The 15217-nt window shown below is 45.6% G+C and carries 16 protein-coding genes; 13 read left to right on the top strand and 3 right to left on the bottom strand.

Annotated elements, in window-relative coordinates; translation table 11 throughout:
- Nucleotides 1-31: 31 nt before the first annotated feature.
- Nucleotides 32-1591 carry an SPFH domain-containing protein gene (locus tag DWX43_RS05290; RefSeq protein ID WP_109729568.1) on the top strand — a complete coding sequence of 520 codons (1560 nt, stop codon included), beginning with the start codon at nt 32-34 and terminating at the stop codon, nt 1589-1591.
- A gap of 16 nt (nt 1592-1607) precedes the next feature.
- Here DWX43_RS05290 and DWX43_RS05285 read toward each other — a convergent pair whose 3' ends face one another.
- A complete protein-coding gene (locus DWX43_RS05285; protein ID WP_118619277.1) occupies nt 1608-2486 on the bottom strand; it encodes a LysR family transcriptional regulator in 879 nt (292 codons plus the stop codon).
- 159 nt (nt 2487-2645) lie between these two features.
- On the opposite strand from DWX43_RS05285, the gene DWX43_RS05280 reads away from it, so the two are divergent.
- The 11 genes from DWX43_RS05280 to DWX43_RS05230 all read left to right on the top strand — a co-directional run bounded on the left by DWX43_RS05280 (nt 2646) and on the right by DWX43_RS05230 (nt 12588).
- A complete protein-coding gene (locus DWX43_RS05280; RefSeq protein WP_118619275.1) occupies nt 2646-4124 on the top strand; it encodes a UbiD family decarboxylase in 1479 nt (492 codons plus the stop codon).
- A complete protein-coding gene (locus DWX43_RS05275; RefSeq protein ID WP_118619273.1) occupies nt 4117-4689 on the top strand; it encodes a UbiX family flavin prenyltransferase in 573 nt (190 codons plus the stop codon). The genes DWX43_RS05280 and DWX43_RS05275 overlap by 8 nt, the downstream gene beginning before the upstream one ends.
- A complete protein-coding gene (locus tag DWX43_RS05270; protein WP_118619271.1) occupies nt 4674-5057 on the top strand; it encodes a hypothetical protein in 384 nt (127 codons plus the stop codon). Before DWX43_RS05275 ends, DWX43_RS05270 begins: the two co-directional genes overlap by 16 nt.
- Nucleotides 5058-5264: 207 nt before the next feature.
- Entirely contained in the window at nt 5265-6122 is an 858-nt protein-coding gene (locus DWX43_RS05265; RefSeq protein ID WP_109729562.1) for a DUF5685 family protein, read from the top strand.
- Complete coding sequence (locus DWX43_RS05260) at nt 6103-6753, top strand: J domain-containing protein (protein WP_118619269.1); 651 nt, start codon at nt 6103-6105, stop codon at nt 6751-6753. Before DWX43_RS05265 ends, DWX43_RS05260 begins: the two co-directional genes overlap by 20 nt.
- Nucleotides 6744-7274 carry a hypothetical protein gene (locus tag DWX43_RS05255; RefSeq protein ID WP_118619267.1) on the top strand — a complete coding sequence of 177 codons (531 nt, stop codon included), beginning with the start codon at nt 6744-6746 and terminating at the stop codon, nt 7272-7274. The genes DWX43_RS05260 and DWX43_RS05255 overlap by 10 nt, the downstream gene beginning before the upstream one ends.
- A 219-nt stretch (nt 7275-7493) precedes the next feature.
- Nucleotides 7494-8099: a cytidylate kinase-like family protein gene (locus DWX43_RS05250; protein WP_243099258.1), complete on the top strand. Its 606-nt coding sequence runs from the start codon at nt 7494-7496 to the stop codon at nt 8097-8099.
- 82 nt (nt 8100-8181) lie between these two features.
- The gene (locus DWX43_RS05245) at nt 8182-9198 is read left to right on the top strand and encodes a Gfo/Idh/MocA family oxidoreductase (RefSeq protein ID WP_118619263.1); all 1017 of its coding nucleotides are present in this window, start codon (nt 8182-8184) and stop codon (nt 9196-9198) included.
- Between the two features lie 21 nt (nt 9199-9219).
- Nucleotides 9220-10140 carry a sugar phosphate isomerase/epimerase gene (locus tag DWX43_RS05240; RefSeq protein ID WP_118619261.1) on the top strand — a complete coding sequence of 307 codons (921 nt, stop codon included), beginning with the start codon at nt 9220-9222 and terminating at the stop codon, nt 10138-10140.
- A gap of 36 nt (nt 10141-10176) precedes the next feature.
- Nucleotides 10177-11118 carry a sugar phosphate isomerase/epimerase gene (locus tag DWX43_RS05235; protein WP_118619259.1) on the top strand — a complete coding sequence of 314 codons (942 nt, stop codon included), beginning with the start codon at nt 10177-10179 and terminating at the stop codon, nt 11116-11118.
- 54 nt (nt 11119-11172) lie between these two features.
- Complete coding sequence (locus DWX43_RS05230; RefSeq protein WP_118619257.1) at nt 11173-12588, top strand: glycoside-pentoside-hexuronide (GPH):cation symporter; 1416 nt, start codon at nt 11173-11175, stop codon at nt 12586-12588.
- A gap of 55 nt (nt 12589-12643) precedes the next feature.
- Here the strand turns inward: DWX43_RS05230 and DWX43_RS05225 are convergent, their stop codons facing one another.
- Both DWX43_RS05225 and DWX43_RS05220 read right to left on the bottom strand, forming a co-directional pair.
- A complete protein-coding gene (locus DWX43_RS05225) occupies nt 12644-12994 on the bottom strand; it encodes a metalloregulator ArsR/SmtB family transcription factor (protein ID WP_118619255.1) in 351 nt (116 codons plus the stop codon).
- An 11-nt stretch (nt 12995-13005) separates the two neighbouring features.
- Nucleotides 13006-13779, bottom strand: a complete 774-nt coding sequence (locus tag DWX43_RS05220; protein ID WP_118619253.1) for a nitroreductase family protein — start codon at nt 13777-13779, stop codon at nt 13006-13008.
- 369 nt (nt 13780-14148) lie between these two features.
- On the opposite strand from DWX43_RS05220, the gene DWX43_RS05215 reads away from it, so the two are divergent.
- On the top strand, nt 14149-15174 hold the full coding sequence (locus tag DWX43_RS05215; RefSeq protein WP_182440624.1) for a LacI family DNA-binding transcriptional regulator: 1026 nt from the start codon (nt 14149-14151) through the stop codon (nt 15172-15174).
- Nucleotides 15175-15217: the final 43 nt, after the last annotated feature.

Here is a 15217-nt window from a genome sequence, read left to right as displayed (position 1 = left end):
AATGTGCCACAATATGAGGAGGAAGAGACACATGTTCTACATAGGAGATTTCATAGGCATCATCATAGCTGTCATTGTCGTTGCATTACTTTTAATTTTCATCGTCTGCGGATATGTAAAAGCTCCGCCGGACACGGCATTTATCATTTCCGGATTCAAAAAAGACCCTAAGATTCTGATTGGGCGGGCGGGGATTCGCATTCCATTTCTGCAGAGGCTGGATAAGCTTTCACTAAAGCAGGTAACCATTGATATCAAGACAGAAGGATATATTCCGACGCTGGACTTTATCAATATTCAGGTTGATGCCGTGGCAAAAGTGCGTGTCAGCACGGAGCCGGAGATGATTAAGCTTGCGATGACGAACTTCCTGAATAAAAAGTCAGAAGAGATCATCATGGATCTGCAGGATTCCCTTCAGGGTAACATGAGGGAGATTATCGGTACAATGGATTTAAAAACAATCTGCAATAACAGGGATGAGTTTGGTAATCAGGTGCAGGGCAAGGCGATGGTTGATATGCGCAAGCTTGGTATTGAGATTATTTCCTGTAATATCCAGAACGTAGAAGATGAGAGCGGACTGATCAATGATATGGGTATGGATAATACCGCGAAGATCAAAAAGGATGCTGCCATTGCAAAAGCTGAATCTGAGAGAGATATTGCGATGGCTAAGGCAGATGCTGATAAGATGGCCAATGAACGTCAGATTGCGTCCCAGACCGAGATTGCCCAGCGTGAGAATGAACTCGCGATCAAGAAAGCAGAGTTGAAAAAAGACGCCGACATCAAGCAGGCAGAGGCGGATGCTGCATACCGCATTCAGGAAGAACAGCAGCGTAAGGAAATCGAGATCACGACTGCGAATGCCAACATCGCCCGCCAGGAACGTGAGGTAGAGCTGAAAGCCCGTGAGGTAGAAGTAAAAGAAAAGGCACTGGAAGCAGAGATTAAGAAAGAAGCTGAAGCGAAGAAGTTTGAACAGCAGCAGCGTTCTGATGCGGAACTGTACCGCAGACAGAAAGATGCAGAAGCGAGACAGTTTGAGATGGAACGCGAAGCCGCTGCTAAGAAGATCCAGGCCGAAGCCGACAAGTATGCTCTGGAGCAGGAGTCAATTGCCAAAAAAGCACAGGCGGAAGCTGAGAAGTACAGGATGGTACAAGAGGCTGAAGGTGTGCAGGCAAAGGGAGAAGCGGAAGCTAAGGCAATACGTGCCAAAGGACTTGCAGAGGCTGAATCAATGGAGAAAAAGGCGGATGCTTACCAGAAGTACAATAAAGCTGCTATGGCAGAAATGCTGATTAAGGTATTGCCGGATATCGCATCCAGCATTGCCGAGCCGCTGAAACAGATCGATAAGATCACGATCATCGGAGGAAGTGGCGAAGGCAGTGGCATGGATGCTGTCGCAGGCAATGTACCGATTGTCATGAAGAAGCTGATTGAAAGCATGAAAGAGACAACCGGTATTGATCTTGGAGATGTAATCAAGGCAGAGACACTTGAAGCCAGAACAGACAGGAACGTACATATAACTGGTATCCCGGATATTGATTTGCCGGATGGAAAATCAGAGACGGAATAGAAATCTGAAACCAATTTTATTCTATATTTTTACATAAGTAAGAGATGAACTCTTTGGCAGCTCGTGCAGAGCTGCCATTTTTTTTCATGGCGGCAGCGACAGGAAGCTGTACAGGGGGGGCCAGGGGAAGGGCAGCAACGTTCTGATGGCGGAAAACCTCAAAATTACTCATAGGGAGGAGGCTGATGCCCTCATTCGCGGCGACGGCCCCGATTATAGATTCTGCACGTGCATTACGGATGATATTTGCAGAGATGCCATATTTTTTAAATTCTTCCATACACAGGTGAAATACGGAAGTGTATCTGTTCATCAAAAGAAAGTCCTCGCAGGCAAGTTCAGGAAGGCTGACAGAGGAAGAGTGTGCATATCTGTGGGAGGAGGGGAGTACTGCGGCCAGTTCGTCGTGTACCAGTATGGAGGTCTCGCAGGAACACTGGCGCAGCAGAGGCTCTCTCGCAATGATGAGATCATATTTTCCTGCATTGAATCCGTTGATTAATTCCACTTCTTCCACTTCGTCGATTTCGAGATGAATCTGGCTGTGTATCTCTGAATACTTTTTTATAAGAGGGATCAGACGGTAATGGGACAGGATGGGCAGCGTTCCAATACGCAGTTCACTGTCACAGTTTTCTCTGAAGCATTTAAGTCCGAAAAGTGTCTGCCGGTACTGTTTTGTAAGCTGCAGAGCTTCCTGGTAAAAGAACTGCCCTGCTTCTGTCAGAGAGCAGCTTCGCCTGCTTCTGTCAAGCAGTGTGATGTCCAGTTCTTTTTCCAGCTTCATGATCTGTTTGGACAGGGAAGACTGGGAGATATGCAAAGTTTCTGCGGCGTCAAAAAAGGTATTTTCTTCAACTACGGCAATAAAATATTTTAACTGGTCAAATGTCATAGGGATTTCCTCTCTTTTATTCATTCCATATTGGAAACAATTATACCATAAGTTGAATTGATTGCGTAGTATTCAAAGGGTAAAATTATGTTAATATCGCTATTGTATCTGTTTTAAGGATGTGAATTATGGCGAGAAGGAAGGAGAAAGTGAAAGAAAATGGCTGAGAAAATAAAAGATTTGCGCAGTGCGCTGGACATGCTGGGAAACATGCCCGGACAGCTTATTGAGACGGATGTTGAGGTGGATCCCAGAGCGGAATTGTCAGGAGTGTACCGGTATGTCGGTGCAGGTGGAACAGTAATGCGTCCGACAAAAGAGGGACCGGCTATGATATTTAATCATGTAAAAGGACACCCCGGGGCAAGGGTTGCAATCGGCGTACTTGCCAGCAGAAAGAGAGTGGCGGCCCTTTTGGATACTAAGCCTCAGGAGTTAGGAAAGCTGCTGTGGAAGAGTGTTGATCATCCGGTTCCGCCTGTACTGGCAGAAGGCCCGGCACTGTGTCAGGAGGTAGTACATCTGGCAGAAGATCCCGGTTTTGATCTGGCAGAATTAGTACCGGCACCGACAAACACGCCGGATGATGCAGGTCCGTATATCACGCTCGGCATGTGTTATGCATCGCATCCTGATACGAAAGAGAGTGATGTGACAATCCACCGGCTCTGTATTCAGGGAAAGGATGAACTCTCGATTTTCTTTACACCCGGAGCCAGACATATCGGGGCGATGGCTGAACGGGCGGAAGAACTGGGACAGAGGCTGCCGATTTCGATTAGTATCGGCGTAGATCCGGCTATTGAGATTGGATCATGCTTTGAACCGCCTACAACTCCGATGGGGTATGATGAGCTGGCCGTTGCAGGTGCCCTCAGAGGAGAACCTGTTGAGCTTTGTCCATGTGTGACTGTGGATGAAAAGGCAATCGCGAATGCGGAGTACGTGATTGAGGGAGAGGTGGTTCCCAACGTCCGGGTCAGAGAGGACCAGAACAGTAATACCGGCTATGCAATGCCTGAATTTCCGGGCTATACAGGTCCGGCGAGCGGGGAGTGCCGGCTGATTAAGGTGACCGCTGTCACACATCGGAAACATCCGATTATGCAGACATGTATCGGACCAAGTGAAGAACATGTTTCAATGGCAGGAATCCCGACGGAAGCCAGTATTTACGGTATGGTAGAGAAAGCAATGCCAGGGAGGCTGAAGAATGTTTACTGTACTTCTGCAGGCGGCGGGAAATACATGGCAGTCCTCCAGTTTGAGAAAAGGGCGGCAAGTGATGAGGGGAGACAGAGGCAGGCGGCGCTTTTAGCGTTTTCTGCATTCAGTGAACTCAAGCATATATTCCTTGTCGATGAGGATGTCGACTGCTTTGACATGAATGATGTATTGTGGGCCATGAATACAAGATTTCAGGGAGACCGTGACATCATTACGATTCCGGGAGTCAGGTGCCATCCGCTGGATCCGTCGAATTCTCCATCCTATTCTTCCAGTATTCTGGATCAGGGAATTGCCTGCAAGACTATTTTTGACTGTACCGTGCCATTTTCACAGAAAGAGCGGTTTGTGCGGGCCCGTTTTCTGGATGTAGATGCACAAAAGTGGACAGGAGCAGATTTTTATGGATAAAAAAAGAATCATAGTTGCTGCGACCGGCGCGAGCGGGCTTCCTATTCTGGTACAGTGCCTGAAACTAATCCGCGGACAATCACAGTATGAGTCATGGTTAATCATGAGCGAAAGCGCTAAAATAACACTGGCACAGGAGACAGACTATACAGTACATGAAGTTACAGATTTGGCGGACTATGTGCTGGGGCAAGAGCAGATTGGCGCAGGGCCGGCCAGTGGTTCCTTCCAGACGGAGGGAATGCTCATCGTGCCCTGCAGTATGAAGACAATTGCGGGTATCCACATCGGTTATGCGGATAACCTGATTCTGAGAGCCGCCGATGTAACAATCAAGGAGCAGCGCCCCCTTGTTCTGGCCGCCAGAGAGACCCCGCTAAGCCCGATACACTTAAGGAACCTGTCAGAGCTGTCCATGCTGCCCGGAGTCAGAATCATCCCCCCGATGATGACATTTTATCATCGGCCGGAAAATATTCAGGATATGATATACCATACAGCAGCAAAACTATTAGAACCATTTAAAATAGAAGCAAAGGAGTATCGAAGATGGATGGGGATATAACATACGAAAAAGAACTGCCGTTTGCAAAAATAACAGTTCGAATCACAAAAATCGGAGAAGATTACAGCATCCTGCTGGCAGGTGGCACAAAACCACATATTGGATGCACCGTGCTTACCGTCCCCCGTCCGTCGCTGACTGGGGACGGCAGCATAAGCGTAACCTCCTCGGTACTGAATCTGACAGGACATAAAGACGAGAAAATCTGCCGTTACCTTGCAGAGCAGACGGCTAAATTGAAAAATGCGGCAGTCGTATGTACAGGCGGATTCCATATGGATGACATTACAGAGGTACAGATAAAAGAAGTTATAAAGGCAGTAGAAGAAATTATGAGCCAATCAAAGGAGGCAGGCCGGCGGGGCTAAAGCCCGTCCGTTACTGTTCACACCCTGCGGGCGTGCACAGTAACGCTAGTCCACCAATTTCCGATTTTGTTTACCCGCACACCTTTGCAACATGATATTTTGATGTTATAATAACTAGACGTGCAGTGAAGTAAACCTGTACAATTGATACCGGTAAACCGTGAAAGGAAGACAGTGTATTTTCCATATACATTGTTCAGGAGATTTATGTTTGGTTATATAACGATTAGTGAACCTGAGCTTAAGGTCAAGGACTTGAGAAAATATAAGGCATATTATTGTGGTCTGTGCAGGACCTTAAAGGAACGGTATGGGAGTCTGGGGCAGCTGACGCTGTCATATGATATGACGTTTTCTGTGATTCTGCTTACTTCCCTGTATGAAAGTGAGACTCAGCATTCTACTCACCGCTGTAAAGTGCACCCTGTGAAGAAGCAGGATATGCTTCAGAATGAGTTTACAGAGTATGCGGCAGATATGAATATGATCCTGACTTACTATCATATGAAGGATGACTGGATAGATGAGAAGAAAGTTAGCGGCTTTGCGGGAACTTATGCCCTGCGCGGCAGGGTGAAGAAAATCATCAGGAATTATCCAAGGCAGAGCCGTGTGATCCAGAAGGAATTAAAGGAGCTGTCTGAATATGAAAAAGAAGGTTCTGCAGATATAGATAAGACAGCCGGCTGTTTTGGCCGCCTGATGGCGGAGCTTTTTGTATATAAGGAAGACCAGTGGGAGCAGAGGCTGCGCAGGATGGGATTTTTCCTGGGTAAGTTCATCTATCTTATGGATGCCTATGAGGACCTGGACAAGGACCTGAAGGAGGGCTGCTACAATCCCCTGAAGGAATTACGGCAGAAAGAAGATTATGAGGAGCGCTGCAAAGAGATGCTGTGTATGATGATTGCAGAATGCAGTGCACAGTTTGAAGGACTTCCATGCCTTTTGGATGTAGACATTCTGAGAAATATATTATATGATGGTGTGTGGACCCGATATCGAAAGATTCAGGAACAAAAGAAGAAAAGTGAGGACAAGAGTCATGACGAAAAATCCATATGATGTTCTGGGGGTGCCCCAGAATGCATCGGATGATGAGATAAAGAAAGCATACAGAGACCTGACAAGGAAATATCATCCGGATGCGAATGTGAATAATCCGCTGGCTGATCTGGCGGAGGAGAAGTTCAAAGAGGTGCAGGAAGCATACGACGTTATTATGAAAGAAAGAGAGAATGGCGGATATAACGGCGGCTATAATTACGGCAGGGGCGCCGGCAGCTACCAGCAGAGCAGTTACAGTGGGGGAGGACAACAGGATGTAGAGATGCAGGCTGTTTACAATTTCATTAATTCCAGACGCTTTAATGACGCCCTTAATCTTTTGAACCGCATGCCGAACAGGAATGCACAGTGGTATTATCTGAGTGCGGCAGCGAATGCAGGAATGGGGAATAATGTCCTGGCCAGAGACCATGCGGGCCAGGCTGTGAATATGGAACCCAATAATCCGCAGTACCGCCAGCTGCTGAACCAGCTCGACTGGAACAGCAGGAGATACCAGAATAATCCTTATGGCGGAGGCTACGGTTCAGGCAATCAGTCTTGCGGCACGGGAAACCTGTGCTGTGACCTCTGGTGTGCAGATTCATTATGTGAATGTATGGGAGGAGATCTTTGTTCATGCATGTAAATGCGAAAAAGATGGCTTTCGGCGGGCTGCTGCTCGCACTGATAATCGTCTGTATGGTACTGGGGAGCGTCATTGAGTCCAATACGCTGTTTTTACTGGCGGCCGCTTCTTATTTTGTAGGAATATTCATACGTGAGGCTGGTATGAGGACAGGAGGAGCCTTCTATCTGGCTGCCGTCCTGCTTGGATTTATGGTAGCACCGAATAAGCTGTACGTAGTTTCTTTTGCCGCGATGGGATTTTATATTTTAGCTGTAGAAGTGAGCTACTGTTATATCGGGAAGATCAAAAGAAATGTGAACAGGAAGTTACTGTTCTGGGCGGTGAAATATGTCATATTTAATCTGATGTATATTCCCATCCTCTTCTTTTTCCAGAAGCTGTTGTTCGGTAGAAGTCTGTCTGCCGTGTGGCTGGCCGGAATCATTGCAGCGGGACAGGCCGGATTATGGATATACGACCGCGCATATGAGTATGTGCAGGGACATATATGGAATAAGATGCGTGGGCGGCTCTTTTAGAAAAAGGATACTTTACAGAGGGACATCAGGAAAAAGATATTATAAATACAGGGCATCATGATTCGGTTAAATCATGATGCCCTGTTTTAGTTGGTAATTATTCACAATAATTTCACTACAGATTAGGTAAAAATGGCAATAGACAATATTTTGAAAAGAGAGTATAGTAAAAGCAAGTTAAGAGCACGAGCTCTTTACAGACAGAAAGGAGAGGTGAGTTTGTTAAAGAATACAATCATATCAATCAGCCGTCAATATGGAAGCGGTGGAAAAGAACTCAGTGATATCCTGGCAGAAAAGATGAAGGTAAGATGTTACGACCGGCAGATCCTATACCTGGCAGCTCAGGAAATAGGGGCAGAATCCGTAGATATTGACTCTGTGAACAAGCTGGCTTATGACAGAGGGAACATCGGTCTGGGCGGTATCACAGGTGTTATGGGAATGGGGAATATCCCGGTTTATAACCAGATGTTTCTGGAACAGGCCCGAATCATACAGAAACTTGCAATGCAGGGGTCCTGTGTATTTCTGGGGAGATGTTCAGATTATGTACTGAAAGAGTATGAGAACCACTATTCCTTCTTCATCTATGCGGACAGGGAATTTAAGGAAAAGAGAGCAAAGGAACTGTATGGCAGTGCGACAGTGGAGGAACTGGAAAAGGAAGACAAAAACAGAGCTGAGTATTATCAGTATTACACAGGGCTGAAAAGGGGCGACTGCAATAATTATGATATGATGCTCAATACGAGCAGGATCAGTCTTGAGGATGCGGCAGAGTTAATTTTAGCATATGTAGAGAAGAGGCAGAAGGATGATTAGAAGTCCATTTTTTTATACATATTAAAGAGCACGAGCTCTTTAAAAAAATAAATTTCACACATATTATAAGGAGGAAACAAAGATGAGTAATCAGGAATTAAGAGTTGGAGTAGTAGGAGTCGGAGCAATCGGAAGGACACACATTGAGAGAATTAACGGACAGCTGCAGGGAGCAAAGGTGACTGCATGTGCGGACGTAAATGTAGAATTTGGAAAAACAGTAGCTGAAAAGTATGACTGTAAATTCTATGCAGACGGAGAAGAAATGATTGCATCCGATGATATTGACGCAGTTATCGTAACAACCATTGACCCCTTCCATGAACAGTATGTTATGGCAGCAATCAAAGCAGGGAAGTATGTATTTTGTGAGAAGCCACTTGCACCGGAAGCGGAAGCCTGCAGACGGATTGTGGATGCAGAGATCGCAGGAGGAAAGCAGCTTGTTCAGGTCGGATTCATGAGAAGATATGATCCGGGATACCGTCAGTTAAAAGAAGCCATCCAGAACCGTACATACGGCGAGCCACTGATGCTTCACTGTGCACACAGGAACCCGGCTGTAGATGAAAGCTACACAACACCGATGGCAGTGGAAAACTCCATGATCCACGAGATAGATGTGCTCAGATGGCTGCTGGATGAAGATTATGCGACGGCAGAGGTCGTATTTGCGAAGAACACAAGGCGTACACATAAGGACCTGATGGACCCGCAGATCATGATCCTGACAACAAAATCCGGAGTAAGGATTGATGTGGAAGCATTTGTTAATACAGGACACTGCTATGATATTAAATGTGAGGTCTGCTGTGAGGATGCCATCCTGAATCTTCCGGAACCGGCTAACATCCAGGTATGTGCAAATGCACAGCGCGGACACGCGATCCACAGTGACTGGTCTACACGTTTTGTTGAGGCATATAACGTAGAGGTACAGGAATGGATCAATGCAACAAAAGAGGGAAGAGTTGACGGGCCGACTGCATGGGACGGCTATGTTGGACAGGTAACGGCTGCTGCAGCTTCTAAAGCAAGAGACACACAGACCGTTGTTCAGATCGAGATGGACCCGACACCGGATTTCTATCAGAAATAATCGAAACAGGAGGTACAGAGCATGAAAATAGCATTTGATGTAGACGTTTTGGCAAAGCAGTCAATGGATATCAACTGGATGGTCCATCAGGCAGCGGACTGGGGGTATAAATATATCGAACAGTCCCCGCATCCAAGGATCAACCCATTTTACAAACATCCGCTTTTCTCGAAGGAGTGCGAGATGGAATATAAAAAAGCATTGAGAGAAACAGGTGTTGAAATATCATCCTTTATTGTTGTTTACTGCTGGTCGGGCCCAACCGACGAGCAGAGGCAGTTTGCCGTAGCCAATTGGAAAAGGATGATACAGATTGCAGGAGACATGGGGGTGAAGGTCATTAACACCGAGCTTTCAGGAGACCCGAACCAGCAGGAGATCTGTAACGGGATGTGGTTTAAGTCAATGGAGGAACTGCTTCCGCTCATTGAAAAAGAAGGCATCCGCGTAGAGATTCAGTCCCATCCGTATGATTTCTGTGAATTAAATAATGAGACCTGTGATATGGTGAAGTCTTTCCGCTCACCGAATCTGGGATATGTATATTCAGCGCCACATGGCTTCTTCTATGATGGGGGAAAAGGAGATGTACGCTCCATGCTGAAGTATGCGGGAGATGAGTTGACACATGTTTTATTTGCAGATACCTTTAACCAGACAATGGACTGCCGCTATATTGCCAATCCTCCGTGGCTCAACGGACGCGGAAAGGCGGATGTGACGATCCACCAGCATCTGGCAATGGGTGAGGGAGATGTAGACTTTGACGGTATCTTCGAGACACTCAGGGAAATGGATTTTGCCGGAAAGCAGATGAAGCAGGATGCACCAAAAGCAGGCGGGGACAACATCGCATGCGTATCCATGTTTGGCTTTCCCGAAAAAATGGCAAAGCAGGCGCCGGAAGCAAGAGAGAGAATTGAAAAAGAATTATTAAAATAGAAGTAATTGTTCGTGTAAAACAGGGAGGAAATGAATATGAAGTTAGCACTTTGTACAGATGTATTAGGAGATTTATCATTTACAGATATGCTTGACCGGGTGAAATCACTGGGGATCAATGCAGTAGAAATGACAGCAGGCGGATGGGGCGGCTGTAAGCATGTACCGACGAAGGAACTGCTTGAGGATGAAGGAAAATTAAAGGCATACAAGGCAGAGCTTGAAAAAAGGGGAATGGAAATTGCAGCGCTGAACTGCTCCGGCAACCCGCTCTGTCCGGGAGAGATGGGAGAGCTTCATACGAAGACGATCTATGATACTGCAGTACTGGCAGGAAAACTGGGTGTGAAGAAATTAGTCATGATGTCAGGGCTCCCGGCAGGTGCACCCGGAGATAAGACTCCGAACTGGTTCACATCAACCGTTTCATGGCCAGATTACATGGTGGAGAGCGTACGTTACCAGTGGGAAGATGTTGCGATCCCGTGGTGGAAGAAATTCGCAGGGCACTGTAAGGAAAACGGTGTAGAGCAGATTGCGATTGAAGAATTCCCATGCCAGCTCGTACATAACCCGGAGACACTTTGGAAACTCCGCAATGCAGTTGATCCGATGATCGGTATGAATATGGATCCTTCCCACCTGATGGTCATGGGGGCAGACCCGATTGCCGGCTTAAGAAATCTGGAAGGTGCAATCTACCATATTCATGGAAAGGATGCTAGAATAGAAAGAGGATTATGTGATATCAACGGACTGACAGAGACAAAGCCTGTCACAGATTCAAAGAACCGTACATGGAATTATGTGGCAGTCGGATGCGGAAAAGACCTCCAGTGGTGGAAAGAATTTTTCTCAGTAGCACATATGATGGGATATGACGGATATGTATCCCTCGAGATGGAAGACCTGACAATGAGCACAGAGGCTGGCCTGGCTACGTCAATCGACGCACTTAATCAGACAATCAGTAAATAAAATGTTCATGGTTTTGAACAGATATATAAATGGAAAGAAAAGAGAGGTACACAAATGAATCTGAATGGTTTTAATAAACTGGTCCAGAAAGACCGTGTAACCGGTTTTGAAAAATTTGCGTACGGGTGTGGTGAAATCTCAACCAACATTGTATTTACGATCGCTACCAGCCTGTTAGTCATGTTTTATACAGATGTTGCACATGTGTCCGCGGCGATCATAGGTATGATTATAGCTGTATCACAGGTGTTCAACGGGGTCTCAGATATCGCGGCAGGCTTTATCGTAGACCGGACACGCTCCAAGTACGGGCGTGCCCGCGTCTGGATGCTGCGGATGTCAATCCCTTATGCAATTGCAGCAATCCTTCTGATCACCGTTCCACAGGTTGGCCGGATGGCGCAGACAATCTACATTTTTATTACATATAACCTGATGCTGACAGTAGTCTATACTCTGTTCCAGCTGCCCTTCGCAACCACGATGACTTATATGACACGTGACCAGAATGAACGTGCCAAGATCAATATCATCCGTATGGCAATGAGCCCGATCGGTAACATTCTGGTAACCCTTTTGTTCACGCGTATTTTAAATGTAATGCCGGGCGGCGGAATGGATTCCCAGAGAAACTGGGTGATTCTGACTGCAATCTATGCATTCGGTGCAGCGGCACTGATGCTGTTCTGCTTTGCAACTGTCAGAGAACGTGTGGAAGTTCATGATGAAGCCGGCGGCGAGAAGCTTCCGTTGAAAAAAGCAATTCCGGCTTTGTTTAAGAATAAATATTTTATCATGCTGTTTTTATTCTTTGTATTTTTTGCAATGTACCAGACCTTTGCCGGGACAATGGCTACCTATTACTGCAAATGGATCGTGGGTGACACAAACATCATCGGAAACGTAAACACGGCATGTTTTGGAATCACAATTTTTGCAACACTTCTGCTTGGAAAAGTCATGCATCTGATGAGTAAGCGCAACTGGTGCATACTCGGGGCATGCTTTATTATCGCAGGTTCCCTGATCCTGCTGATCAGTCCGGAGAGTGTGGCCCTTGTTACATTCGGCGGTCTCTTAAGAGGTATCGGTATGACTCCGATTCTGGGAATGATCTTCACCATGATCGCAGACGCGATCGAGTACGGACAGTGGAAGACCGGCCTGCGTACTGCCGGGGCAATCCAGTCAGCAACCACTTCCGGCCAGAAATTCGGACAGGGGATCGGATCGGCCCTGATTGGATTTATCATGGAGGCAAATGAGTATAACGGAAATCTGGCTGCACAGTCACCGCAGGCAATTCAGACGATTGAAAATCTGTTTGTATATGGAGTGACCATACTCGGCGTTATCATGATCGTGATTCTGCTCTTCTATAAGTTGGATAAAGAATACCCGGCTATTATTAAGGAACTTTTGGAACGCGAGGCAAAACAAATCAAGACGAAACAGGTGGAATCAGAATAAATAAGACTTTGGACAAAAACCGGACGGCAGCAGACCCTGATCTGCTGTCGCCCGGTTATTTTTGAGTACTAATTGCCTGAATACTTCCATAGATTAAGTTGATCAAGTCAGCAATCTCTTTCCACTGCGTTCCATCTACACTCAAATAATAATAGTTTTTAGTTCCTTCCCTTTGCATTGCTACAATTCCTGCTTCCTTCAGGATCTGAAGGTGATGTGACACGGACGGCCTTGTCAAATGCGTTTTTTCTGCAATCTCTCCAACACGGATTCCGGATAAATCACTTTCCAGCAGCACAAGCAGAATCAGCTGTCTTGTCTCATCGCCGATAGCAGTAAAAGCATTCCTGCATTTTTGAAAACCCGACACTATTTTTTCCAACCTTTCTTCACATTCCATATACATCCTCCCTTACATTACATATATCTGACATCTAACTTTTCATGCTGTGTGGAACGGAGAAATTTAATACCCGGATAACCTAAGACTAAAGTCATCGCTGCTTTCTTCCCCTTCGGTACCCGCAGCTCTTTTCGGATTCGGCGTGAAATGTTGGCTGCTGTCGTAAAAAATCCACTGAACAGCACACCCAGGCCATTTGCTTCAGCCACAAACTCCATATTCTGTGCGGCAAGAATTCCGTTCGTCTTATCTTCGGCCAGCACAACAATAACAACAGGCGCCTTAAAAAATAAAAAGTGTCTGTCAATTTCAAAACGCTTCACCATAGGGCTGAATAAACCTGCAAGCGGTTTCACTTTTTTAAATATACGGACAGCCATCTGTTCTATTCTGTCCTTTTCTTTATCAAGTACAACAAATGACACATCCTGTTTATTTTTTGCAGTATGGGTAAGCCTCCCCGCCTCCAAAATCTGGTCTATGACTTCTTTTGGAATTTTTTTATCCTGAAACTGCCTGATACTTCTTCGAAAGCGGATAGCATCTAAAACTTCCCCGGGATTTAATTGTGCATTCCCTGTTTTCCTGGTTGGCTCCGTGTCATAGCCACTGATTGAAACCGCTTCTTTCGGACAGACTGCCGTACATTGTCCGCAAAGAATACAGTGTTCTGAAACAATGTCGGCCTTTTTATCCTTTAATCTTATATTACGTGCGGCACACGTTTTCACACATAACCCACATCCAATACATTTATCTGTATCAATTCTTACCTCATGTTTTTCCATAGCAAAAATCCTTTCGTTAATGTTTGTTAACCATTATACAAAACAAAAATGCCAGTTACAACATTGGTAAAGAAATACGTTACCATTGGAGGTCTGAGGGGATTATATCTATTTTGCGGGCTGCTCCAGAGAGCAGGGCGGCTATTTTCTGTCTCTGCCATTTCTGGCTAATGTAATAATAGCACATATCATAATCACGAATGTGAATAAATCACCATGAAAAGAATATCAGAATTGCTTATTAAGATCAAATGAAATTATACGCTTAATTGCACATAAATAGCAAGGTATGGTATAATTCGTTTAAGAGTTCGTACTCGATGACTGTTTGTGAGGATGCATAAGAATAGAAGAGGTGAAGATAAAAGGATGAGCGTTACAATTAAACAGATTGCAGAAATGGCGGGTGTGCACAGGTCCACAGTAGATAAAGTGCTTCATAACAGGCCGGGGGTAAGTGATCCCGTCCGCAGGCGTGTGCAGAAGATTATTGATGAGTGTAATTATGAAGCTAACCCGATTGGCAAGGCATTGAAGATGCAGGATAAGGAACTGAGGATAAAGGTTATTCTTCTGGAAGTAGATGCCCGTTCCTATCTGGAAAAGGGGATTGAAGAGGAGTTAAAAAAATACGGTTCCTTTCAGATTGAACTGGATTATATGACCATACCCTATTCAGAGACAGAGAAACAGGTGAGGGCGCTTCGAAGCTGCATAGGGGAAAAAGTGCAGGGGGTCATCTTAAGTCCGATCAATTCTCCGGAAATTGTAAAAGAAATAGATACCTGTACACTTGCGGGGATCCCGGTCGTAACAGTAAATACAGATATTAAAGGCAGCCAGCGTCTATGCTTCATCGGTCAGGATGGCTTCAAGGCAGGACGCGTTGCAGGAAGACTAATGGGAGAATTTCTGCGGGGACAGGGCAAAATTGCAGTCTTCACAAGTGACGGTGATAACCACCAGTCATTTCCCTTTGGAACAAGAGAAGGCGGTTTCCGCCAGATCATTGCGGAAGCATACCCGTATATTCAGGTCATGGATAATATACATACACAGGAAAAATCCCAGGTCATCCGGCGCGAGATGCGTAAACTGTGTGAAAACGAAAAAAAACTGTCAGGTATATTCATTACATGTGGTGGTGTCAAGGCAGTCGGTGATGTACTGGAAGAGTATGAGCGTGAAGACATAAAACTGATCTGTTACGAAAACTATCCCGAGATTATCGAACTTCTAAAAAAAGACATCGTAACCGCCACACTGGATAGCGATATTGAAGAACAGGGAAAAAAAGCACTGGAAGTCTTAATGGATTACCTGATCTACGACAGAATGCCGGTTCGGAAACACCTGTATTCAGAAATAAAAATCATGCTCAAAGAAAGCATCTAAAATAAAACCCTTGGAACGAGGTATGCCAATATCAAGGAGAAGG

Source organism: Clostridium sp. AF19-22AC, from assembly GCF_003479085.1.
GTDB classification, from domain to species: domain Bacteria; phylum Bacillota; class Clostridia; order Lachnospirales; family Lachnospiraceae; genus Faecalicatena_A; species Faecalicatena_A orotica.
This window is presented reverse-complemented; position numbering and strand designations above follow the sequence as displayed.